This window comes from Moraxella sp. ZY210820, from assembly GCF_030674635.1.
GTDB lineage: Bacteria > Pseudomonadota > Gammaproteobacteria > Pseudomonadales > Moraxellaceae > Acinetobacter.
In genome coordinates this window covers 245,636-269,272 of sequence record NZ_CP089978.1, presented here as the reverse complement: position 1 = coordinate 269,272, position 23,637 = coordinate 245,636, and the positions used below count along the sequence as shown (strand labels likewise).

General features: G+C 38.1%; 14 protein-coding genes, 5 tRNA genes, 3 rRNA genes and 1 pseudogene. 4 read left to right on the top strand and 19 right to left on the bottom strand.

Going from position 1 to position 23,637, the window contains the following annotated elements:
- Positions 1-2: 2 nt before the first annotated feature.
- Complete coding sequence (locus LU301_RS01335; protein ID WP_305271799.1) at positions 3-3,689, bottom strand: phosphatase PAP2 family protein; 3,687 nt, start codon at positions 3,687-3,689, stop codon at positions 3-5.
- 122 nt (positions 3,690-3,811) lie between these two features.
- On the bottom strand, positions 3,812-4,252 hold the full coding sequence (locus tag LU301_RS01330; RefSeq protein WP_305271796.1) for a pilin: 441 nt from the start codon (positions 4,250-4,252) through the stop codon (positions 3,812-3,814).
- 443 nt (positions 4,253-4,695) lie between these two features.
- Between LU301_RS01330 and LU301_RS01325 the strand changes: the two genes are divergently transcribed.
- Together LU301_RS01325 and LU301_RS12040 are read left to right on the top strand one after the other, a co-directional pair.
- Positions 4,696-4,914, top strand: coding sequence for an IS630 transposase-related protein (locus LU301_RS01325; RefSeq protein ID WP_432525628.1), 219 nt, complete (start codon positions 4,696-4,698; stop codon positions 4,912-4,914).
- A pseudogene (locus LU301_RS12040) lies at positions 4,898-5,409 on the top strand (IS630 family transposase). The gene LU301_RS01325 and the pseudogene LU301_RS12040 overlap by 17 nt, the downstream one beginning before the upstream one ends.
- Positions 5,410-5,546: 137 nt before the next feature.
- On the opposite strand, the gene LU301_RS01315 reads toward LU301_RS12040, so the two are convergent.
- The 14 genes from LU301_RS01315 to LU301_RS01250 form a co-directional block, all read right to left on the bottom strand.
- On the bottom strand, positions 5,547-5,735 hold the full coding sequence (locus tag LU301_RS01315; RefSeq protein WP_305271794.1) for a hypothetical protein: 189 nt from the start codon (positions 5,733-5,735) through the stop codon (positions 5,547-5,549).
- A 173-nt stretch (positions 5,736-5,908) separates the two neighbouring features.
- Positions 5,909-6,151 (bottom strand): hypothetical protein, encoded by a 243-nt coding sequence (locus LU301_RS01310; RefSeq protein WP_305271792.1) that lies wholly within the window; start codon positions 6,149-6,151, stop codon positions 5,909-5,911.
- Positions 6,152-6,258: 107 nt separating this feature from the next.
- Entirely contained in the window at positions 6,259-6,432 is a 174-nt protein-coding gene (locus LU301_RS01305; protein ID WP_305271790.1) for a hypothetical protein, read from the bottom strand.
- Positions 6,433-6,434: 2 nt separating this feature from the next.
- On the bottom strand, positions 6,435-7,718 hold the full coding sequence (locus tag LU301_RS01300) for a sensor histidine kinase (protein ID WP_305271788.1): 1,284 nt from the start codon (positions 7,716-7,718) through the stop codon (positions 6,435-6,437).
- Entirely contained in the window at positions 7,715-8,371 is a 657-nt protein-coding gene (locus LU301_RS01295) for a response regulator transcription factor (RefSeq protein ID WP_305271786.1), read from the bottom strand. The genes LU301_RS01300 and LU301_RS01295 overlap by 4 nt, the downstream gene beginning before the upstream one ends.
- Before the next feature lie 154 nt (positions 8,372-8,525).
- Positions 8,526-10,562, bottom strand: coding sequence for a TRAP transporter permease (locus tag LU301_RS01290; RefSeq protein WP_305271783.1), 2,037 nt, complete (start codon positions 10,560-10,562; stop codon positions 8,526-8,528).
- A complete protein-coding gene (locus tag LU301_RS01285) occupies positions 10,549-10,968 on the bottom strand; it encodes a DUF1850 domain-containing protein (RefSeq protein ID WP_305271781.1) in 420 nt (139 codons plus the stop codon). The genes LU301_RS01290 and LU301_RS01285 overlap by 14 nt, the downstream gene beginning before the upstream one ends.
- 114 nt (positions 10,969-11,082) lie before the next feature.
- Complete coding sequence (locus tag LU301_RS01280; protein ID WP_370692212.1) at positions 11,083-12,246, bottom strand: TAXI family TRAP transporter solute-binding subunit; 1,164 nt, start codon at positions 12,244-12,246, stop codon at positions 11,083-11,085.
- A 162-nt stretch (positions 12,247-12,408) separates the two neighbouring features.
- A complete protein-coding gene (locus LU301_RS01275; RefSeq protein WP_305271779.1) occupies positions 12,409-13,479 on the bottom strand; it encodes a hypothetical protein in 1,071 nt (356 codons plus the stop codon).
- 348 nt (positions 13,480-13,827) lie between these two features.
- Positions 13,828-13,942: ribosomal RNA gene (rrf, locus tag LU301_RS01270) — 5S ribosomal RNA — on the bottom strand.
- 111 nt (positions 13,943-14,053) lie between these two features.
- Positions 14,054-16,947: ribosomal RNA gene (locus tag LU301_RS01265) — 23S ribosomal RNA — on the bottom strand.
- A 445-nt stretch (positions 16,948-17,392) separates the two neighbouring features.
- Positions 17,393-17,468 (bottom strand) — tRNA-Ala (locus LU301_RS01260).
- A gap of 66 nt (positions 17,469-17,534) precedes the next feature.
- A tRNA-Ile gene (locus LU301_RS01255) sits at positions 17,535-17,611 on the bottom strand.
- Positions 17,612-17,682: 71 nt separating this feature from the next.
- Positions 17,683-19,215: ribosomal RNA gene (locus LU301_RS01250) — 16S ribosomal RNA — on the bottom strand.
- The 16S, 23S and 5S rRNA genes sit together here with 2 tRNA genes alongside, the layout of an rRNA operon.
- A gap of 712 nt (positions 19,216-19,927) precedes the next feature.
- On the opposite strand from LU301_RS01250, the gene LU301_RS01245 reads away from it, so the two are divergent.
- Entirely contained in the window at positions 19,928-20,596 is a 669-nt protein-coding gene (locus LU301_RS01245) for a hypothetical protein (RefSeq protein ID WP_305271777.1), read from the top strand.
- An 82-nt stretch (positions 20,597-20,678) separates the two neighbouring features.
- Here LU301_RS01245 and LU301_RS01240 read toward each other — a convergent pair.
- From LU301_RS01240 to LU301_RS01230, 3 genes are all read right to left on the bottom strand, one after another.
- Positions 20,679-20,755 (bottom strand) — tRNA-Arg (locus LU301_RS01240).
- A 40-nt stretch (positions 20,756-20,795) separates the two neighbouring features.
- Positions 20,796-20,872: transfer RNA gene (locus LU301_RS01235), tRNA-Arg, on the bottom strand.
- A gap of 10 nt (positions 20,873-20,882) precedes the next feature.
- Positions 20,883-20,973: transfer RNA gene (locus LU301_RS01230), tRNA-Ser, on the bottom strand.
- Positions 20,974-21,195: 222 nt separating this feature from the next.
- On the opposite strand from LU301_RS01230, the gene rnr reads away from it, so the two are divergent.
- On the top strand, positions 21,196-23,592 hold the full coding sequence (gene rnr, locus LU301_RS01225) for a ribonuclease R (protein WP_305271775.1): 2,397 nt from the start codon (positions 21,196-21,198) through the stop codon (positions 23,590-23,592).
- Positions 23,593-23,637: the final 45 nt, after the last annotated feature.

Sequence of the window (23,637 nt, the reverse complement as noted above, 5' to 3'; positions counted from 1 at the left end):
TTTTACTCCTGCAATTCAAATTGATGTAAAAACTCAATATTTCTAATCACAGTATCATCAGCAACAATTGCATTACCTTTTGGCGTTGAATACTCCAACTTTAAGTTATTATCGGTTGAGATAATACGGCGTAAAGTTGGGTCAAAGGTTTTTGCCAAATTATTGATACCTTTTGGTGTCAAAATTTGTCGGCGAGCCAAATCATCAGAACGCTCTTTTAAGGCTTCAGCCGTCATATCATGATAAGGCGGTTTCAATACATGATAATTGGTTGCTTCAGGAGAATTTGATGCCACAATAATCCCCTGTCCACCCGATTCATACAGCCACACATATTCAAATTCTGAACGTACAGTATTTAAAATATAAACTAAATCCTGTGGGTAAATATGATGGAGCTGAACCCATTGCTGCAAAATGCCATCATCATGCAAGCGTTTTTTGGCAAGCTGATAAAACTCTTTGTTATATAAATTTGCCGCCCCTGCAAACCAAATACTACTAATCTCCATACTGATTAAATCGTATTTTTTATCTTGAGTCAAAAGATAATTACGACCATCTGTATAATACATATTGACATTAGGTTTTGAGGATACTCCCATATTATTTTCTGGGAAATATTTATCCGCAATCGTAACAATATCCTTTGCCAATTCAACCACATCCAATACTTTAAAATGTTGGTCGTGCAATACCCGAGCTGACATACCTGTACCATAACCAATCACTAGGGTACTATCACGCTTATCAGTGTGCAATAATGGAATTAAAGCGATTGATTCTTGAGCTTCAATTTCACCTGTATTATTGCCCTGAAACTTACCATTGGTCAATAATGTTAAATTTTCACTATTTGGGTCTTTAGCCACTGAAGTTATTCCGCCTGTAATACTTTCCGTATAATCAATCACTTCTCCCCAATAAGACGGTGCAAAATAAACATTCGCCCCTTGCGATAAGCGGTTAAAATCCCACTGTTTTGGATAAGCAAAAAATAAAGCAAAACTTGCGACTAAACTTGCTATACCAGCTTGGAAACCTACATTTTTCACATTGATAGATTTATTATCAACAACAAACATCAACACCGCCAAAGCAAATGCCAACAATGCCAACCCAAAAAACACACGGTTTGAACCAAAAGTCGGCAAGGCATAAAATGCAATAATCAACACGCCTGAAATATTACCAAAGGTATTTAAGGCACTGGCAATCCCCACCGCTTTGGCTTCGCCTTTATTGGATAACCAATCCGATGCCAATGACATGCTTGCAGGATAGTTAATCCCAATAAAGAACGCTGCAGGGAACATCGCAATCGCACATACCGCCCCACGAATAATCTCACGAGCAGTAAAATCAAAAGTATGAAACTGTGCCATGACACCAAAACTGGCAAAATAATCAGGAACTTTATCCCAAAAGAATGCGGTAACAATAATAGAAATACAGACACCACATTGAGCCAGCACAATGGTATAGCGATTGCTGATATATTTTAGAATTTTTTCGCCTGCGATTGAGCCCATACTCAAACCCGCCAAAAAAGTTGCCAACATCAAACCAAAGGCATAGACACTGTTTCCTGCAACTACTGCGAGCATATGAATAGAAACAACTTCCAAGCCAAGCGTAATTGCACCGCCAATGGTTAAAATCAGTAACGCAGAAATACCGATAGCTTTGCTCACCGTCGTTTTTGTTGTACTCGCAGTTTCTTGATTATCTTCAACAATGCTTTGTTCACCCAACTTTTTCACTTGGTCTAGCACATACAAGGCAAGTAATAAGCTAATTGCTGCCGCTAAATTGGTCGCCCCAATCCGTCCTAATGTTGGTAAAATCACATACGCACCAATCAATGAACCAGCAGCCGCACCAACCACATTGGCACTATACAACTTGCTCACAGCGGACTCTGTGGTTACACCAAAGGTTTTTAAGTATTTAAACATAAATGGAACGGTCGCACCCATCAAAATGGTTGGAATCCCTAGCACCAGTGCCCCTAGTCCCACACGAACTGCGGTTAAAATCGGTGCATCTGGAGACAAATCCCCAACCATCGATAAATAGACCCATTGAATCAGTTTGAAGAACGTTGGTGTTAATACTGCATATAAACCAATAATCGCTTCAATACCAATATAGTACATCAACGGTTTTTTGACTTTATCGGCAAAAATACCGCCAATCCAAGCACCAAGTGCCATACCGCCCATATAAGTAACAAGAACAGTATAAGATGCTAATGATGTACTACCAAAGGTAATTGCCAAAGATTTTGCATAAACAACTTCGTATAATAATCCTGCAAAACCAGAGGTTACAAAAGCACCAACCACCCATTTTGGATAATGAGCCAATTTTTTAGTTTGCTGAGCGGACTGGGCATCAGCTAATGTGGCATCATACTGCTGTTCAGCAACTGGTGCTTTCCATACTAGTTTTAGATAAAAAGCGGTTAAATAAACCCAAACACCAATGCTCCAAAGCGACAGCAAACGCACGAACCACAAGTTATCTGACAACCACCCAGGCATAGCAACAATAGAAATCATCCAAAAAACAAAAGTTGCAGCCGCCAAACTCCACAGAATTCTTGTTGATTTTTTGGCAAACCAACCCCGTGGCGAAATCAAAACCAAGCTCAATGCAATGGCGAATGGCATCGCCACAATCAAATCAACGACATAATGCTCACCCGTCCCCAAGGTTGCAATCACCGTCAAAGCCAAGAAAAAGGTGGTTAAATAAAAATAAAGCTTTTTGCGTAAGGTTGCTGCCAACAGCCAAATCATAAACGCACCTGTAAAATGCATGGACGGCATGCCGTTTCTAGGTGCTGGCGGGATAATTTCAGTTTTAGCAAGAAATTCACTGGCAAGCGGCATAGCACCCAACAACTGAATCTCACTAAACGCATAAATAGGACCAGAAATAGGAACAATCATGTAACAAACAAATGCCACACCAAATGGTACTACAATGGTTCTGACAATATTATATTTTTTTGCCCCGCCATCTCGAATAACCAAGCCAAAAAACATAAACAAGCAAAGGCTTAACATACCATAGACTGTTAAAATCAATGCTTTAAACCACTCAGCCCCGCCATCAAATAACATCACCAACCAATGACGAGTACCAAAATAAGCCTCATCTATTTTATAAGCAATCACATCATAGGTCGCTGGACGAGCAAAATGTACAATCTCTAAAGCTGCATTGGTGGAGATACCTAAAAAAATCACAAATAAAGACAAGTAAATATAAAGTTGTAATAATGCTTTATTTTTATGCTTAAAAAATTGAACCAAAACCGCAGATAGGACAAAGACACCCAACGGCGCTAAAAGCGACGCAAAGTCACCGCTGGCCAGCCTATATAATTCATCAGAACCAAGCCATAACAACACCAAGTAGATTAAAAAACCAAAACCAAAGCAAGAAATAGCTATTTTTTGATTAAAATACTTCGGGAAAGCCAATGCCAAAATCAGACCCGCAATGCCAAGCCTAACACCAATTTTATTCATCCAATCCCAAAAAGTATATTCACTCATGGGAACAGAATTCTGTATAGGAAAAAAATTAAAATGGACAAATAGTACCAATAATGCTGATAAAATACTCCACTTTAACCAATACTGCAACTTTTCAAGCAGGTAGTTGACATCACTCATAAAATACTCTAATCTTTAAAAAATAATTCCTATGATAATTATTTTAACATAAATGTTTTATAAATACTAAATAAAACCAGCCTAGTTGTTAGGCTAGGCTGGTTTTGTCTCTTCAAATTAGATTAAGAGCGACAAGTTGCTGGAAGGAACTTGTTAGAAGCGTTAGAAGCACATTTCCACTCATAAGAACCAGAAGCAGAAGTCAATGCAGTTGGGGTCAAAGTAAGTGTCTTACCTTGAATATCTTTAGAGATATTAGCAGATTGCATAGTTGCAGTGATAACACCGCTAGCACCAATCCCAACACTAGCAACATATTTACCTTTAATGTTACTTGCTGCTGCAATACCGGCTTCTAAGTTAGAAGTAGGGAATGCACCTTTGTCAGCATGGAATTCAGTTACTGCTGACTTTTGACCACCAGCTAGGTTCATTGCTTCAGTCATTTGTGTACGAGCGATGTAGTCTTGGTAAGCTGGTAAAGCAATCGCAGCTAAGATACCGATAATAGCGATTACGATCATTAATTCGATTAAGGTAAAACCTTTTTGCATAGTATTCATACTATAACTCCAAAAAATTGTGATTAGATTTGCGATTTATCGCGGTATGTGCGTATTATGCCATATTTTTGTCAGTATGCAACCACCTTAAAATTAATTTCATAAATTATTGATTTATATATTTTTTATTTTTATTATGTGATTTCCATCACAATTATAATTAATTGTTTTATGGTAAAGATGTCAATTTTTGTCAGTTACTGAAAATCAATGCAATTCCACACTTTAAACAATGTTAATATATGTTATCAATAATTTCATCATGTAATCTATATTTGATTATTTTTTATCCTATTAAAAATATATAGTATAATAACATAAAAATCAATACAGGTATTTAATGATGACGTATCCAATGTCTATGCGTAAAAAAAATTCTTGCTGAACTTGAAACCAGTTCTTTCCGTCAAGTTGCTAAAAAATACAATATAAGTATTTACACTTTGTATAGTTGGAAACAGTGTATAGATATTAAAGAAACGCATGATAGAAAACCAAGAACGATTCAAGATGAACAGCTTTTGCAAGACATTAAAGATTATCCAGATGCTTATCAATGGGAAAGAGCTTCTCGTCTAAATTGCTCACAAGCTGGTATATGTAAGGCGTTAAAACGCTTGGGTATTACTCGAAAAAAAATCCTTCATTCCGAAACAAGCTGATGAAGTAAAGCGTCAAGAATATTTAGAGTTACTTTCAATTTATGAAAAGTGTTTATATCCTATTGTTTATATTGATGAAAGTGGATTTAAGATAGAAGATAATCGACCACACGTTTATGCACCCAAGGGTCAAACCTATCAAGAAAAAGGGACTTTTAGCGTTAAGCAAAAGAATGTGATTGGTGCAATTTGTGGACAAACTCCCTTTGCATTAAGTGTATTTGATTGTTCAATTACTGCTGATGTTTTCTATGCTTGGGTTATACAGCAGTTAATTCCTGAATTACCTGCAAATAGTGTTGTTGTGATGGATAATGCACCTTTTCATAAAAAAAAGATATTCAGACTGCTTTAGAACAAGCAGGACATCAAATTCTATGGCTTTCACCCTATAGTCCTGATTTTAATCCTATAGAAAAATTATGGTCATGGATTAAGTATCTAAGAAAAGTATGGAACGTTAATTGTATTGAAACTCTACTATTTTGTTTTTAACTATCGTATCTTTTTTAGGTAATTACACTATATTTCTCTTTTCCCATTCTAAAAGATTATTTTTTAATCTTTTTAATGAAAATATTATGTATTTTTTGTGAGTTATTTCGCGTTTTGTGGATATTTTAAGGATTTATTTAAACCATTTCTGCCAATGTAGGCAATTCAAAAGGCGGATGATAGGATAAAGCAACTAATTTAATGCTATCGTCAAATCGCATATAATGCAAAATATATTCACTCACTTGCTCTCCATTATATGCCATTTCATAAAACGGTATGCCAATGTGATAATGCCATAAGCAATATTGGTGGGCATAACTCACTTTTGCTGACCAATTTGGGTCATCTTTAGGTACATTGTCCGATGATTTGTTACGCCCTTTTAAGCCATCAAAACCGTATTTTTCAATATGCTCAATAAACTCAAAGATTTTTTCTTGGTCAGTATTGGGGAAATGAACAATTTTTTGAGCAAAACTTCAGCTAAAATCAACTTTCATGTCATATTCTGCTGTAACCAACGCTGAAAACTTACAAAATCTTTTTTTGCCCAATCAGGCATTTCAACAAAACCACTTTCAACCGCTTGTTTCATTTCATCTAAATCAAAATTAAAAGGGCGTTCCTGACGAAAATGCTGTTCTAAAGCTTGCATAGCAACAGTTTCAACTGACACACCTTGTTGATGGGCATGATAAAGCATAGCTTGTTCGATATGTGGGGGAATGTCTAAACGCATTGTGATTTTCCTAAAAATTGTGTTAGTTTTGAACATTATAACGTGAAATTTGGAAAAGTAAAATTATTTAAAGACATAAACACAAGAGCTGAAAAATATTTAATCATTTACTGCAATGCCCATTCTTGCATCGCCAAAGCCCCTGCAATCACGATAAAACACATTACCGCACGGCTCGATTTATTATTTTCAATACCAAAATAAGGAAATACCCAACGTTGTACAACCATCATCAATGCAATCATAATGACCAAACAACCTGTTAATAAAAAACCATTCATATTCAACCTTTAATTTTTACTTCAACACGCAAACCACTCGCAAATATCATACTGTCTTTTAAAACTAATTGCCAGCCCATTTTATCAGCAATGCTTTTTACAATTGACAAACCCAAACCAGAACCAACCACTTGAGTTCCCAACACACGGTAAAACGCATCAAATACACGCTCTCGCTGTTCTGGAGCAATACCCTGCCCATTATCTTCTACAATCAAAAGAATATTATCTTGCTGTTGCTCTATTGCTAAATCAATTTGCCCATATTCAGGAATATAACGAATCGCATTATCCACTAAATTTTTTAACAAGGTAAATAATGCAGTCTGTTCAGCCAAAATCTGTACATCTTGGCTATCACGAATGCCTAAATCGATGTGTTTTTGTTCCGCTAAAGGATACAAAAGCTGTATGACTTGTTGATAGATTTCCATAACAGAAATTTGTTGTTTATTGTCAATATGTTGTGATTGATTTTTAGCTAAACTTAACAGTTGTTCAAGTAAATGGCGATGACGTTGAATACTTTGCTGTAATACAGCCAAACGTTCACGACTATCATCATTTAAATCAGTTTGAGCTAAACGTTCTGCTTGCAACGATAATGCAGTTAAAGGTGAACGTAATTCATGTGCTGCATCAGCAATAAAACGTTGTTGTTGCTGTACCGCTAATTGTACACGAGAAAGTAACAAATTGATTTGATGAATAAAATAGACAATTTCTCGAGGTAAATTTTGTGTAGATAAGGGTTGTAAATCTTGTTGGCGATGTTGAATATCCTGTGCAAGCTGTTGTACAGGTTTAAATACTTGACGAATAATAAAAATACAAATTAATATTAAAATAGGTATGAGCAAGAGTAATGGCAATGCGGTCGCCCATGCTCCTGTAAAAGCTAAATCATCACGAAATTCAGTTTTTTGGGAAAATGCCACACGTTCCCCTGTTGGGTAAGTATAGACATAAACACGGTAATTTTCTTGTTGAAATTGCAGATCATGGAAACCATCACGCATACTCATCGGTAATTGCCCATCTTTTAAATAATTACCTAATTCACGCACATAAATTTCTACATCACTTTGAATATCCACATTTTTTTGTATCTGCGGATTAATCAATGCTGCGGTTTGGCGTAACAAATCATCTTGATAATCTAAACCAATTTGATAACTCTGCCAAAAAGATACACCTCCTGCTAAAGTCGCAATCACAGTTGTCGCAATCATTAACCAGCGTATCAGTTTCCATTGTAATGATGGATTATGTTGGATTTCAGTCATGATGGAATCGTCCACCCCACGCCACGAATATTTTTAATGATATCACTACCTAATTTTTTACGTAAGACATAAATTAGATAATCTATCGCATTACTTTCCACTTCTTCCCCCCATGCATAGACTTTATCTTCTAATTCACTACGTGATAAAATGACATTGGGTCGCATTAGTAAGGCTTGTAACACAGAAAATTCTCGGTTAGATAAATTGATATATTGACCTGTTGCCAAAATTTTTACCTGATAAGTTTCACTATTTAAACTAATTTTATCATTGCCTAATTGTGTTGTTGTATGATGATGACGGCGTAAAATAGCACGCATACGGGCTAAAAGTTCATTAAAATCAAAAGGTTTGACAATATAATCATCAGCACCTAAATCAAGCCCTTGAATACGGCTGTGAATATCATCTTGTGCAGTCGCAATCAGTACTGGGGTTTGATGTTGATGGCGAATATGTTTCAACACATCTAAACCACTTTTTTTAGGTAAACCCAAATCAAGCAAAATGAAATCATAAGGTTGGCTATCTACACTATGACACGCCTTTAAACCATCATCAACCCAATCCACTACATAATGTGCATCTTTTAAGCTATCTGTCATTGCTTGTGCAATCATCGGGTCATCTTCAACTAATAAAACTCGCACAATTCACCTTGATTTTCAGCAAAAATAGAAAATTAAATTTTTTGTATTTTATCTGATATGCTATTATGAACTGTATCATTTTTGCTAAAAAGCTAACTCTTAAAAAATAAACCCAAAAACGAATTTTTGGGCTTATTCTAATCATAATATACGATTAAACTTGTACAGCTTTTTTACTCGCTTTAATGTTCATCACTACCATAACAGCAACTATCACCAGTCCAATAATATCAGTCATCATTTCTGGGACAATCAAACAAAATGCACCACCTGCTAAAATCACACGTTGCCACATTGGAATATGCGTTTTAAAATAACCTTCCACTGCTGATGATAATGCCAATACCCCAATAATTGATGTAATACTCACCATCACAATACTTTGCCATGCAGGTAATGGGAAGGTTTTCGCTGTTACCGCTACATCAGTAATATCAATCATCAACATGGTTGGATTATAGACAAACATAAATGGAACAATAAATCCTGCCAATGCTAATTTCAGCGATTGCCAACCTGTTTTCATTGGGTCGCCCCCTGCAATACCCGCTCCTGCAAAGGCTGCTAGGGCGACAGGTGGTGTAATATTAGCAAAAATACCAAAGTAAAATACAAATAAATGTGCTACTAAAATCGGTACGCCAAAATCAGCTAAGGCAGGTGCTGCCATCGTAGCGGTGATAATATAAGCAGGAATAGATGGTAAGCCCATGCCAAGAACCATTGATGCTAACATGGTTAAAAATAGAGTGAAAAATAATGAACCTGCACCAAGTGTAACAATTGATGATGTCATCACCGTACCAAAACTGGTTAAATTGACCACGCCAATCACAATACCAACCACCACACAAGCTGCCATTACCGATAATGATTGTTTTGCACCATCTTCCAAAGCTAATAAAATATCTTTAAAGCCCATGCGTGTTTCCGCACGCAACCAGCTAATCACCACAGTAAAACCAATAGTATAAACAGCTGCATACGCTACAGGCATGCCTTTACCTAAGAAATACACCAAAGCCACAATCGGCAATAACATATGTCCACGAGCTTTCAACACTTCTTTAATGCGTGGTAAATCCGCTTTTGGAATACCTGTTAAATTTTGCTTGCCTGCACGGAAATGCACCTGAGCAATCACGCCTAAATAGTACAATAATGCAGGTAATAAAGCGGCTAATGCAATTGTGCCATATTTTACCCCAGTGGTTTCTGCCATAATAAAAGCGGCTGCTCCCATGATAGGTGGTAGAATTTGTCCACCAACTGATGCACTGGCTTCAACTGCACCAGCAAAGTTTTTGTCATAACCAATCTTTTTCATCAGTGGAATGGTAAACGCACCTGTACCGACCACGTTTGCCACCGCAGCACCGTTAATACTGCCCATAAAACCACTCGAAATGACAGCAACTTTTGCAGGTCCACCTTGTTTATGTCCTGCCAATGCTAAGGCTAAATCGTTGAATAATTGTCCCATGCCCGAACGTGATAAAAATGCACCAAACAAAATAAATAAGAAAATAAATGTTGCCGATGCACCAATTGCTGTGGAATAGAACCCTTCAGTTTTCAGGTAAAGTTGTCCAAAAATATCGCCTAAATCGTATGGACGAGTTAATAAACGGTCAGGCATAAATCCTAAATGGCTAATAAATGGATAAGCCAAAAAAATCATGGCAAATATGGGCAATATCCACCCTGTAATTCGTCTGGCACTTTCCAAAATCAAAATTGTAGTGAGTATCGCAAAGGCAATATCGATTTGATTTGGAATACCACCACGAACCGTCATAATCTCTTGATATTGTAAAATTAAATAACCTGCAGTAGAGAAGGCTAATAACATCAATAGCCAATCATACCATGCCACCGTTTTACGGCTACTCTTTTTAGTCATTGGATAAATGACAAAAATCAAGCCGACACCCACCGCAACGTGAACAGAACGTTGTACAATTTCAGGCATTGGATTAAAAGTGATATAAATATGAAAAATAGAATACAACATCGCAATCACTGCAATCACCCATTTGGCAATATGGTTGATGGGATTACGAGTTACCGATTCTCTATCAAATTTTTCTAAAATTTCTTGTGCTTTGTCAGCACTGACCGCTTCGCTTGTGTCGATATTTTGAGCGATAGGCGGTTGTTCATGTTTTGTATCGTGTTCAGTATTTTTCATCACACCGCTCCGTAAAAAGCCAAAATAATCTTGGTTGTTGTTTTAATTGAATATGAACCACAGTATAATCATCAACATATTGATAAATAGGAAGTTTAATGTTTTCTCCCCAAATTTCACCTTGCATATTTCGTGAGACGACCCAGTTAATTTTAGAGAATGCCACATTGCTACGAAAACCGACATAGCCATCTGGTGCAGAAATCGTACTACCTTGACTGGGTACACCTGCACCAAAAGTTTGCATAAATGTTTTAATTAAAACAATCTGATGATTTTGCTGTTGATACACTTCTTGCCATGCTTGTTTTTCAACCGAATGTCGCCATTTTAGGGTAAAACCTTGCTCTGCCCAGTAACATTGTTGATGTTGAGCCTGTATCAATAGATGAGATGTTGGTAGCAAGCCATATCCCATTAAAAATAAACCAAGTATAAAAAACGCACAAAACAACCACCGAAAATGATTATTTTGTGCGATATTTGACGCATTAGCCACATTCATGTGGAATAATGTAAATTATTTAGCAGGTGCTGATTTTTCTTCAGTTTTTTCTGCTGGCTTGTCTGTTGATGCTAGTTGTTCTGTTGCTTGATTAGCAGGTGCTTTGTCATCAGCAGACTTTTCACTTGCTTGGTCTGCAGGTGCTGTATCATCGGCAGGTTTATTGCCAGCTTTTGCCACTTCATCAAAATAACGTTTTGCCCCTGCGTGCAATGGTGCAACAAGATTTTCCTGTGCATTTTCCACCGAAATATCTTTCACTGCTTGATGTGAAGTTTTTAAACCTTCCAAATTATCAAATAATGATTTGGTTAATAAATATACATCATTTTCTGATAAATCTTTACGCACGACTAAGGCATTCATAATTGCAGCAGTAGGAATATCTTCTGCATTGCCATAAGTACCTTTTGGAATAGACATTGCTGTGAAATAAGTTTTGCTCTTGGCAATTTCATTCAATTTATCAGCAGGAATAGACACTAACTGTAAATCAAAACCTTGTTGTAATTCCATCAATGATGAGTTTGGTAAACCACTAGTTAAGAATGCAACATCTAATTTGCCTGATTTTAACGCATCAGCCGCTTCCGCATAGCCTAAATAATCGACCTTGATGTCATTATAAGTGATGCCGAAACCTTCCAATAATGCACGAGTCGCCAATTCTACGCCTGAACCTTGCGCACCCACCGCAACACGTTTACCTTTTAAGTCAGCAATGGTTTTGATACCGCTTTTGCTTGATGCCACAATCTGCACATAGTTTGGATACAATGCAGCAACTTGTTCAACATTGTCGATTTTTTGTTTAAAACTACCTGTTCCGTTGATGGCATCACTTAAAGCATCGCTCATCACAAATGCCATTTCCACTTTCTTTTGTGCCAATAAGTTTAAGTTTTCAACTGATGCACCTGTGGTTTGTGTTTTTGCATTCACGCCAAATTGTTTCGCATATTGTTCAGTCAATGACGTTGCAATAATATTGTACGGACCAGATGCACCACCAGTCGCTACGGTAACAAATTTAGTTTCTAATTTGTCGCTACTTACAGATGTAGAGGCACTCGCTGTATTACTGCCTTCTTTTTGAGTTGGAGCATTACCACCACATGCAGTAAGAGCTGTTGCAACCATTGCCACGACAATTGCTTTAGCTAAATTGTGTTTAAACATTGTATTACTCCCAAATGTACTTGATACACATAATTTTCATATTACATACTGAATGCTATTTAAAGTCAAGCAGTTATGCTTAAAATAAACATGATTTTTAGATTGAAATTTGCGTAATATCAATCACAATATAAAAATCAATAATTTATTCAATATCAATATTTAATTACTAGACAAATATTTCTTCACTTTTGCAATAGATGTCCCTAATTGCTCCGCAATTGCTTTATGACTCATATTGCTTTCAGCTAATTCTTTCACTTTTTGCGGAATAAAATTGATTTCATAATAATGTTTAGCACGCAATAACATATCAGAAATCTTTTCAGGATCTATAAATTGAATGTCTTCTTCAGTAAATAAACTTTTTGCTAAAGTTAAACGTTGCTCATAATCTTTTGCAAACATCACTTCTTCATTTATTTTTGCCTGATTGAATAGTTTTTGCACTTTTTTACTTTGTAATTTAGTAATACAATAGCTATAAACTTTATTAAAAAATGCATCTTGCTCATAATAAGTATATCTTGCTAATTGTTTCACACTCTCTATATCTACACAGTATTTTTTGATAACATCAAGAGCTTCCTCTTGAGTTGTAGCAATATGGATCAATTTCTTTTTTATTAAATATATGCCGACTTCTCTAGCAGCATCTTCAGATTCATCATAGAATTTAAAACGCTTATCTAAATCATCATCAAACTCTTCACTTTCATCAATTACTTCATTCTCTTGATGTAAGTCCTGATGATCAGTTTGTTTTATTGATTCAAAAAAATCCTGTTTTTCTAAACTAAACAAAACTTGTAAACCAATTTCATATTTATAAGTAACACTTGGATAATGTAAATACAATGTATAACCTATTACATCATCTTTGGTAATGTTAAAAATATATCGATATAATTCAGTATATTGCTCTACATCATTTTTATCTAAATACTCTGCTGGCATAAACTTAATAGCATCATATAAAACGGTCTGCTCAAAATGCTGAGAATAATTATAATCTTCTTGATAAGAAATACATTGTGGTGGATTCTTTTTAATTCTTTCTAATAATCCATGTTCCTTAACTAAGGTCAAATATGAACAAGTTGCACTATTGACAGCAAAGGATACCGTAGTATCTAAAAGAGGTCTGATTTGGGCTAAAAAGTAATTTTTAAGCTCTTCTTTTGTTGTCTGAAGAGATAAATTTAAGTCAGGATAGAGCGTTGATATAATCATATTATCACCTTTACACAAATTACAGGCATTCATCATTTACTTTATTTGAACATTACAATCTACTAGAAAAATTTTGAGCAGTTCAAACATTATGGCAACGTTATGTTTACCCCAAACATAAATGACGATTATTCATCTTACTGCCAATATATGTTTGAAACTCATCTTTTCTAAGTTATTGTAATGATTAGTATTTATGAATACTATATATTAAAGAGATTACACTATTTTTTGTATTTTGAAAAGTATACGATAGATGTAATTTGCATATATTTTTATGTATTATTGTTATTAATAAAAAAACCTTCAACCATTATTTATTTGATTGAAGGTTTTTATTTAAAAAGGAGTTGGCGATGACTTACTCTCACATGGTTAACACCACACTACCATCAGCGCTAAGTGGTTTCACTTCTGAGTTCGGGAAGGGATCAGGTGGTTCACACTTGCTATGGTCGCCAACGAAACTGGTACAGCGAGTATTGAGCTGAGTTGTTTTGTTCATTGCATTTTCTGAATCAAGTTTTCACATTTATTTTGGATTATTGTGTTTATACAACAACTTGGGTGTTGTATAGTCAAGCCACACGAGCAATTAGTATTGGTCAGCTTCACATGTCGCCATGCTTCCACATCCAACCTATCAACGTCCTAGTCTTGAACGGCTCTTTAGAGTAATTAAATTACTAGGGAAATCTCATCTTGAGGTAGGCTTCCCGCTTAGATGCTTTCAGCGGTTATCCCTTCCGAACATAGCTACCCGGCGATGCCACTGGCGTGACAACCGGTACACCAGAGGTTCGTCCACTCTGGTCCTCTCGTACTAGGAGCAGATCCTCTCAAATTTCCAACGCCCACGGTAGATAGGGACCGAACTGTCTCACGACGTTCTAAACCCAGCTCGCGTACCTCTTTAAATGGCGAACAGCCATACCCTTGGGACCTGCTTCAGCCCCAGGATGAGATGAGCCGACATCGAGGTGCCAAACACCGCCGTCGATATGAACTCTTGGGCGGTATCAGCCTGTTATCCCCAGAGTACCTTTTATCCGTTGAGCGATGGCCCTTCCATACAGAACCACCGGATCACTAAGACCTACTTTCGTACCTGCTCGACTTGTGGGTCTCGCAGTTAAGCGCGCTTTTGCCTTTATACTCTTTGCGTGATTTCCGACCACGCTGAGCGCACCTTCGTACTCCTCCGTTACTCTTTAGGAGGAGACCGCCCCAGTCAAACTACCCACCAGACATGGTCCTCGTCCCCGATTAGGGGACTGAGTTAGAACCTCAACATTACCAGGGTGGTATTTCAAGGATGGCTCCACAGAAACTGGCGTCTCTGCTTCTAAGCCTCCCACCTATCCTACACAAGTAAGGTCAAAGTTCAATGTCAAGCTGTAGTAAAGGTTCACGGGGTCTTTCCGTCTAGCCGCGGGTACACTGCATCTTCACAGCGATTTCGATTTCACTGAGTCTCTGCTGGAGACAGCGCCGCCATCATTATGCCATTCGTGCAGGTCGGAACTTACCCGACAAGGAATTTCGCTACCTTAGGACCGTTATAGTTACGGCCGCCGTTTACTGGGGCTTCGATCAATAGCTTCGCTTGCGCTAACCACATCAATTAACCTTCCAGCACCGGGCAGGCATCACACCCTATACGTCCACTTTCGTGTTTGCAGAGTGCTATGTTTTTAATAAACAGTTGCAGCGGCCTGGTTTCTGCGACTGTCGTCAGCTCAAGGAGCAAGTCCCATCACCAACAACAGTGTACCTTCTCCCGAAGTTACGGTACCATTTTGCCTAGTTCCTTCAGCAGAGTTCTCTCAAGCGCTTTGGTCTACTCGACCTGACCACCTGTGTCGGTTTCGGGTACGATTCCTGTGTAACTGAAGCTTAGAGACTTTTCTTGGAAGCAGAGTATCAGCCACTTTGCTATACAAGTATAGCTTGCTATCAGTTCTCAGCATAGAGTACCCCGGATTTGCCTAAGATACATGCCTACAACCTTCCACCTGGACAACCAACGCCAGGCTGACTTAACTTTCTCCGTCCTCTCATCGCATTACACAGAAGTATTGGAATATTAACCAATTTCCCATCGACTACGCCTCTCGGCCTCGCCTTAGGGGTCGACTCACCCAGCCCCGATTAACGTTGGACTGGAACCCTTGGTCTTTCAGCGAACGGGTTTTTCACCCGTTTTGTCGTTACTCACGTCAGCATTCGCACTTCTGATACCTCCAGCGGGCTTCTCAACCCACCTTCTTTGGCTTACAGAACGCTCCCCTACCACTTACATAAAATGTAAATCCGCAGCTTCGGCACATAGTTTTAGCCCCGTTACATCTTCCGCGCAGGCCGACTCGACTAGTGAGCTATTACGCTTTCTTTAAAGGGTGGCTGCTTCTAAGCCAACCTCCTAGCTGTCTATGCCTTCCCACATCGTTTCCCACTTAACTATGATTTTGGGGCCTTAGCTGGCGGTCTGGATTGTTTTCCTCTTGACTATGGACGTTAGCACCCATAGTCTGTCTCCCGGATAGTACTCATCGGTATTCGGAGTTTGCATCGGTTTGGTAAGTCGGGATGACCCCCTAGCCGAAACAGTGCTCTACCCCCAATGGTATTCGTCCGAGGCGCTACCTAAATAGCTTTCGGGGAGAACCAGCTATCACCGAGTTTGATTAGCCTTTCACCCCTATCCACAAGTCATCCCCTGGCTTTTCAACGACAGTGGGTTCGGTCCTCCAGTTAGTGTTACCCAACCTTCAACCTGCTCATGGATAGATCACCCGGTTTCGGGTCTATACCTTGCAACTTAACGCCCTATTCAGACTCGATTTCTCTACGGCTCCCCTATGCGGTTAACCTTGCTACAAAATATAAGTCGCTGACCCATTATACAAAAGGTACGCAGTCACATAACAATGTATGCTCCTACTGCTTGTATGCATACGGTTTCAGGATCTATTTCACTCCCCTCACAGGGGTTCTTTTCGCCTTTCCCTCACGGTACTGGTTCACTATCGGTCAATCAGGAGTATTTAGCCTTGGAGGATGGTCCCCCCATATTCAGACAAGGTTTCACGTGCCTCGCCCTACTCGTCATCATCTTATATAGCCTTTCGTGTACGGGAATATCACCCTCTACGTTCGCACTTCCCAGAGCGTTCCACTAAACTATATAAAACTTTATGGGCTACTCCCCTTTCGCTCGCCGCTACTAAGGGAATCTCAATTGATTTCTTTTCCTAAGGGTACTGAGATGTTTCACTTCCCCTCGTTCGCTTCATTAACCTATGGATTCAGTTAATGATACCTACCTTATGGTAGGTGGGTTCCCCCATTCAGACATCGCCGGATCAATGCTTGTTTGCCAACTCCCCGACGCTTTTCGCAGGCTACAACGTCTTTCTTCGCCTCTGATTGCCTAGGCATCCACCGTATGCACTTATTCACTTGACTATACAACCCCAAATTGTCGTTTAAATAAATATTTTAAAATATCTATTCATTCTTTCAACTTAAAGTCACACAATCTATTCCAAAACGCTTGATTCAGTTTTTGCTAGTCCTCAATTAAATCTTTTCATCTTACGACTACTTCAATCTATTGAGTGAACAATTATTTTCAGACTCAATTCTTGCTGTTAATGAATGATGTTTTATAGCTTTAACCTGTGTTATCACTTATAAAACTGTAATACCTCATCAGTATCACTTAAATTTTATGCTTTAATTACTCACTAATTTCTTTACTTAGTGAACTTAATTGCATAAGTTAATTATTATAACATAATAACTAATTTATTCAATCAAATAAATCATTTAATCTATACCGTACAGAAAAATCATAGATTTTTATCTTGTGTTCGGACTAAGATTATTAATCTTTGCTATTCCTCACTTATGGTGGAGACTAGGAGAGTCGAACTCCTGACCTCCTGCGTGCAAAGCAGGCGCTCTACCAACTAAGCTAAGTCCCCATAGCTTTTCATTTATCTTACCATCTATATTTTTAACTACTTGCACTTTAAAGTGCTTGCAATTAGTGGTGGGTCTAATAAGACTTGAACTTATGACCCCACGCTTATCAAGCGTGTGCTCTAACCAACTGAGCTATAGACCCTCAGATAAACTCTTTCAGAAGAACAACTTGTTGTGGATTCTAACTATCATCAAACGAATCTTTTTTTTCGTTAAGGAGGTGATCCAGCCGCAGGTTCCCCTACAGCTACCTTGTTACGACTTCACCCCAGTCATCGGCCACACCGTGGTGATCGCCCTTTTTTAAGCTAACCACTTCTGGTGCAACAAACTCCCATGGTGTGACGGGCGGTGTGTACAAGGCCCGGGAACGTATTCACCGCAGCATTCTGATCTGCGATTACTAGCGATTCCGACTTCATGGAGTCGAGTTGCAGACTCCAATCCGGACTACGATAGGCTTTTTGGGATTCGCCAAGCCTCGCGACTAAGCTGCCCTTTGTACCTACCATTGTAGCACGTGTGTAGCCCTGGTCGTAAGGGCCATGATGACTTGACGTCGTCCCCGCCTTCCTCCAGTTTGTCACTGGCAGTCTCCTTATAGTTCCCACCCAAAGTGCTGGCAAATAAGGATAAGGGTTGCGCTCGTTGCGGGACTTAACCCAACATCTCACGACACGAGCTGACGACAGCCATGCAGCACCTGTATCAGAGTTCCCGAAGGCACCAAAGCATCTCTGCTAAGTTCTCTGTATGTCAAGACCAGGTAAGGTTCTTCGCGTTGCATCGAATTAAACCACATGCTCCACCGCTTGTGCGGGCCCCCGTCAATTCATTTGAGTTTTAGTCTTGCGACCGTACTCCCCAGGCGGTCTACTTATCGCGTTAGCTGCGCCACTAAAGTCTTATACGACTCCAACGGCTAGTAGACATCGTTTACGGCATGGACTACCAGGGTATCTAATCCTGTTTGCTCCCCATGCTTTCGCACCTCAGCGTCAGTATTAAGCCAGAAGGCTGCCTTCGCCATCGGTATTCCTCCAGATCTCTACGCATTTCACCGCTACACCTGGAATTCTACCTTCCTCTCTTATACTCTAGCCAACCAGTATCGTATGCAATTCCCAAGTTGAGCTCGGGGATTTCACATCCGACTTAATTAGCCACCTACGCGCGCTTTACGCCCAGTAATTCCGATTAACGCTCGCACCCTCTGTATTACCGCGGCTGCTGGCACAGAGTTAGCCGGTGCTTATTCTGTGGGTAGCGTCCAGTACTCAATGATATTAGCATCGGTACCCTCCTCCCCACTTAAAGTGCTTTACAATCTTACGACCTTCTTCACACACGCGGCATGGCTGGATCAGGCTTGCGCCCATTGTCCAATATTCCCCACTGCTGCCTCCCGTAGGAGTCTGGGCCGTGTCTCAGTCCCAGTGTGGCGGATCATCCTCTCAGACCCGCTATGGATCGTCGCCTTGGTAGGCCTTTACCCCACCAACTAGCTAATCCAACTTAGGCTCATCTATTAACGCAAGGTCCTAAGATCCCCTGCTTTCCCCCGTAGGGCGTATGCGGTATTAGCAATCCTTTCGAATTGTTGTCCCCCATTAATAGCCAGATTCCTAAGCATTACTCACCCGTTCGCCACTATCTCCAGGTGCAAGCACCCTTCAACCGTCCGACTTGCATGTGTTAAGCCTGCCGCCAGCGTTCAATCTGAGCCATGATCAAACTCTTCAGTTTAATTCATTCTTAATCAGCATTCATCATCATAAACATAACAACAAATACCAATTCGCCCATTCAATCACTAGCAAAATTTTCGCTCAAATAAATCTCGAGTCAATTTCTACCAAATCAAATGAACTTTATATTCAATTTAAAATATAAAAATCCATCCAATAATAGCAAAAATCCACACAAGTTGTTCTTCTAATCTTTTAGTGAGTTATTAACTCATCGTCTGAGTTAATTAAAAAGTTTAGCTATTATAATCTATTTTCAATCAATGTCAAGCATTTTTTCAATTTAAATTCAAAATAACTAACTTTATCCACAAACAACAGTACCTATTATTTAACTTATCCACAGATTAAAGTTAAAATCAACAAACCAAACAGCTCATCAATCAAACTTATCCACACCACCTTATCAACCACTAAAGACTAATAAAATAATGTAACCTATTGATTTCCTTAAACTTTATCTAAAGCACTATCGCTATGGGTGCGTATATTACAGCAACCAAACAACCTTTGCAACTACTTTATTTTAAATTTATTATCTTTATTAATCAAATGCGTTTTTTTTAAACATAATGAACAAAAATAATCCATTTTTTATGATAAATCACTTTTATATTATCGCAAAAATCATTTATGATAATATCTATAACAATCATTTTTTCAAAAATTATCAACACTTCAAGTCTAAAATAGGTTTAAAGGGGGCTGTCATGAAACTTTCAGATTTTTCTCATGAACAATTACAAGATTATAGTATTTACTATTTTGAGAAAATGACTGTTCTTAATCATTTATTTCTAGTTTATGGTACAATTTTATTTCTATTCAGTTATATTCAATACTTTTTCCAATTAACCATTATCCCCTCAAAATTAAATTTATTTCAATATATTGTACCCAATATTCGTTATCTTATAGAAATACAACAATATCACTTAGCGAGTATGTATGCTATTTTTTTTATTGGAACCATATATCCAGTATATAGATTTTATAGCATTTATCCATTTAGTCTAAAAGAGTTTTTAATTATAAAAAATGAAACACTATTTCTTTTAAAAAAAATATGTGGATTGCTTGTGATACTTTTACTTTTTATTGGAATACAATGGATTGTGATGGAACACGCTTACGAAAAATGTCCTTATAGCACAGCAACGATTGACCGCTCTTGTCTATCTCGTGCTACACCATCTGATAGTTTTATTCCTCATATTTATATTTTAGGTTCAATATTACTTTTCCCTTATGCTTTTACATTCTTATCATTTAGTATCGATGATAAACTTCTAAAGAAATATGATATGGAGATGTTAGCTTTCCCATATAAACACTCAAAAAAAGAAATCATTAAACGTAAATTGGGTGGGTGGTTTTAATATCCATATCATGATACTAAAATCCTAATTTTTTTACCAAAAACAAAAAAGCTACTTCAATCGGAAGTAGCTTTTTAGAATATGGCGCGCTTAGAGAGATTCGAACTCCCGACCCCTTAGTTCGTAGCCAAGTGCTCTATCCAGCTGAGCTATAAGCGCGTAATTTGATTTTTTATCAATAAAACATTTACATTTAGATTGGCGCGCTTAGAGAGATTCGAACTCCCGACCCCTTAGTTCGTAGCCAAGTGCTCTATCCAGCTGAGCTATAAGCGCGTCATGTAAATGGCGGTGAGAGAGGGATTCGAACCCTCGATACCCGTAATGGATATGCCTCCTTAGCAGGGAGGTGGTTTCAGCCACTCACCCATCTCACCGTTGAGACAGTATATTAATGATATTTTTAGTTTTAAGCAAGTATTTTTTTTATTTTTTATCATGTTTATTTATTTTTTAAACAATTTTTGATTATTTTAAGCAATTTTGCTTATATTTTATACATTAATAACTCATCTACACGTTTTTTTCGTGCAGTTTTGACTTAAATCGCTTATGCTTATTACTGTGAAATGAAAATTGATATAATTGAGGTATATAAAATGACAAAAAATTGGAATGATCCAAATGCTCAAGATGAAGCACAACGTTATGAAAATCCTATCCCAAGTCGTGTATTAATTGCGGAAAGTATTGAAAAATTGCAAACCGCCCAATCTCATGCAGAATTAGTACAATATTTTGATTTGCAAGAACAAAAGCAAATTGATGGTTTATTACACCGTTTAGTTGCAATGGTGCGTGATGGGCAATTGGTTAAAGAAGATTATAAATTTCAGGTGATTAAATATCAGCCTGAATTTGAAGCAACAGTTTATATTCAGACGAAAGGTAATGGCACTGCCAAATTAGACATTGGTGATGAAGTGCTATTACCTGAACGAGAATTACGTTTAGTATTTCACGGCGACCGTGTAAAAGTGCGTAAAAGTCGTACTGATAACAAGGGAACTTGGGGCTTTATCACAGAAGTATTACAGCACCGTGTAAAAGAAGTACTCGGCACAGTTGAGCATCATACTGAAGGCTTTTATATCCAACCACGTTATCTCAATCAACATCAGCCTATTCCACTCGAAAAAGAATTGATTGAACACGCAAAAGTGAAAGTGGGCGATATTTTGCGTGTGGCGATTGATGATTATCCAACAAGAGAGCATTTTGCCACAGGGCATATTATTCAAACGATGGAAAATCAAGCAGATACGCAACTGATTATTCCACAAACCATTTTGGAATATGGTTTAAATTATGAATTTGACCCAAAAGCGATTGCCGAAGCAGAAAAATTTAAAGAGCCTAAACCTGCTCAATTTAAAGACCGTGTCGATTTAACAACATTACCACTCGTTACCATCGATGGTGAAGATGCTCGAGATTTTGATGATGCCGTCTATGCCGAAAAACGTGCTGGTGGTGGTTTCCGTGTCGTGGTGGCGATTGCTGATGTGAGCCACTATGTTAAACCGAAATCCGCTTTAGATAAAGAAGCGACCGAACGTGGCACATCTGTATATTTTCCACATTTTGTGTTACCGATGTTACCTGAAGCATTATCAAACGGACTATGCTCACTCAATCCGCACGTCAATCGTTTATGTATGGTCTGTGATTTAACCTTGTCTCGTGTGGGACGGGTAACAGGTTATCAATTCTACCCTGCGATTATGCATTCGCACGCACGTTTAACCTATAATCAAATGGCAGATTATTATGCTGGTAACAATGATGCCGTTCCTGAACAAGCTGATGTACGAAAGTCACTCAATACATTATTACAACTTTATCAAGTTTTAAAAAATGTTCGCCAACAACGTCATGCTTTAGAATTTGAAACTGTTGAAACTTATATGACTTTTGATGAATTGGGCGGTATTCAAGATATTTTGCCACGCACACGCAATGACGCACATAAACTCATTGAAGAATGTATGTTACTTGCCAATGTAGCGGCAGCAGATTTTGCCTTGAAAAATGATATTCCAATCTTGTATCGTGTGCATGAACCGCCAGAATTTAGCCGTGTGGAAAAAGTTAGAGATTTTGTCAAAACATTAGGCTTAAAATTCCCAGAACAACCAACACAACAGGATTATCAAGCAATTATTGATGCCACGAAAGAACGTTTAGATGCACCACAAATCTCATCATTATTGTTACGTTCGATGATGCAAGCACGTTATAGCGATGAAAATTTAGGACATTATGGCTTAGCATATGAACATTATACGCATTTTACTTCGCCAATTCGCCGTTATCCTGATTTATTATTGCACCGTGCGATTAAAGCACATTTGCAAGAAAAACCGTATCCAATTTCAGGGCAAGCCTTAGCAGATGCAGGCGTGCATTTTTCAGCCACAGAACGTCAAGCCGATGAAGCCAGTCGTAGTGTAACCAGTTGGTTAAAATGCCATTATATGCAACAGCATTTGGGCGAAGAATTTATTGGCTATATCAGTGCGGTTACTGAATTTGGTTTATTTGTCAGCTTAAAAGATGTTTATGTTGATGGTATGATTCATATTAGTCAAATTGGCGATGATTATTTTATCTTTGATGCGAAACATCAAGTCTTAGTTGGACAGAATACAGGTCAAATTCTCGGTTTAGGCGATGAAGTAAAAATTAAAGTGGTCATGGTTAATCTCGATGAACGTAAAATCGATTTTGCTTTATTACAACAACTGTCTCGCGCTGGACGTGCCATTCGTCAAAAAGCACCAAATGCGGGCAAAAAAACCGCCAATGCTCCGAAAAAAGCCAAAAAAGAGAAAGTGAAAGATAAGGCGACCAAACCAGCCATTGAGCAAGATAAAAAATTGTCGTTGTCTGATGATGGAAAAATTAAGAAGAAGAAAAAAGATAAAGTCAAAGACAAGGCTAAGAAAAAAGTGAAAAAGAAAAAGGCAAATGCTAAAACTAAGATAGAAGAATAAACGTTGGGCTAGGTTTTCCTAGCCTGATGTTTTTACGCTACACTA

What these genes read in the sequence shown, in the direction of transcription:
- LU301_RS01335 (WP_305271799.1), bottom strand. Translation starts at nt 3,689, where the DNA reads ATGAGTGATGTCAACTACCTGCTTGAAAAGTTGCAGTATTGGTTAAAG.
- LU301_RS01330 (WP_305271796.1), bottom strand. Translation starts at nt 4,252, where the DNA reads ATGAATACTATGCAAAAAGGTTTTACCTTAATCGAATTAATGATCGTA.
- LU301_RS01310 (WP_305271792.1), bottom strand. Translation starts at nt 6,151, where the DNA reads ATGCGTTTAGACATTCCCCCACATATCGAACAAGCTATGCTTTATCAT.
- LU301_RS01305 (WP_305271790.1), bottom strand. Translation starts at nt 6,432, where the DNA reads ATGAATGGTTTTTTATTAACAGGTTGTTTGGTCATTATGATTGCATTG.
- LU301_RS01300 (WP_305271788.1), bottom strand. Translation starts at nt 7,718, where the DNA reads ATGACTGAAATCCAACATAATCCATCATTACAATGGAAACTGATACGC.
- LU301_RS01290 (WP_305271783.1), bottom strand. Translation starts at nt 10,562, where the DNA reads ATGAAAAATACTGAACACGATACAAAACATGAACAACCGCCTATCGCT.
- LU301_RS01280 (WP_370692212.1), bottom strand. Translation starts at nt 12,246, where the DNA reads ATGTTTAAACACAATTTAGCTAAAGCAATTGTCGTGGCAATGGTTGCA.
- LU301_RS01275 (WP_305271779.1), bottom strand. Translation starts at nt 13,479, where the DNA reads ATGATTATATCAACGCTCTATCCTGACTTAAATTTATCTCTTCAGACA.
- LU301_RS01245 (WP_305271777.1), top strand. Translation starts at nt 19,928, where the DNA reads ATGAAACTTTCAGATTTTTCTCATGAACAATTACAAGATTATAGTATT.
- rnr (WP_305271775.1), top strand. Translation starts at nt 21,196, where the DNA reads ATGACAAAAAATTGGAATGATCCAAATGCTCAAGATGAAGCACAACGT.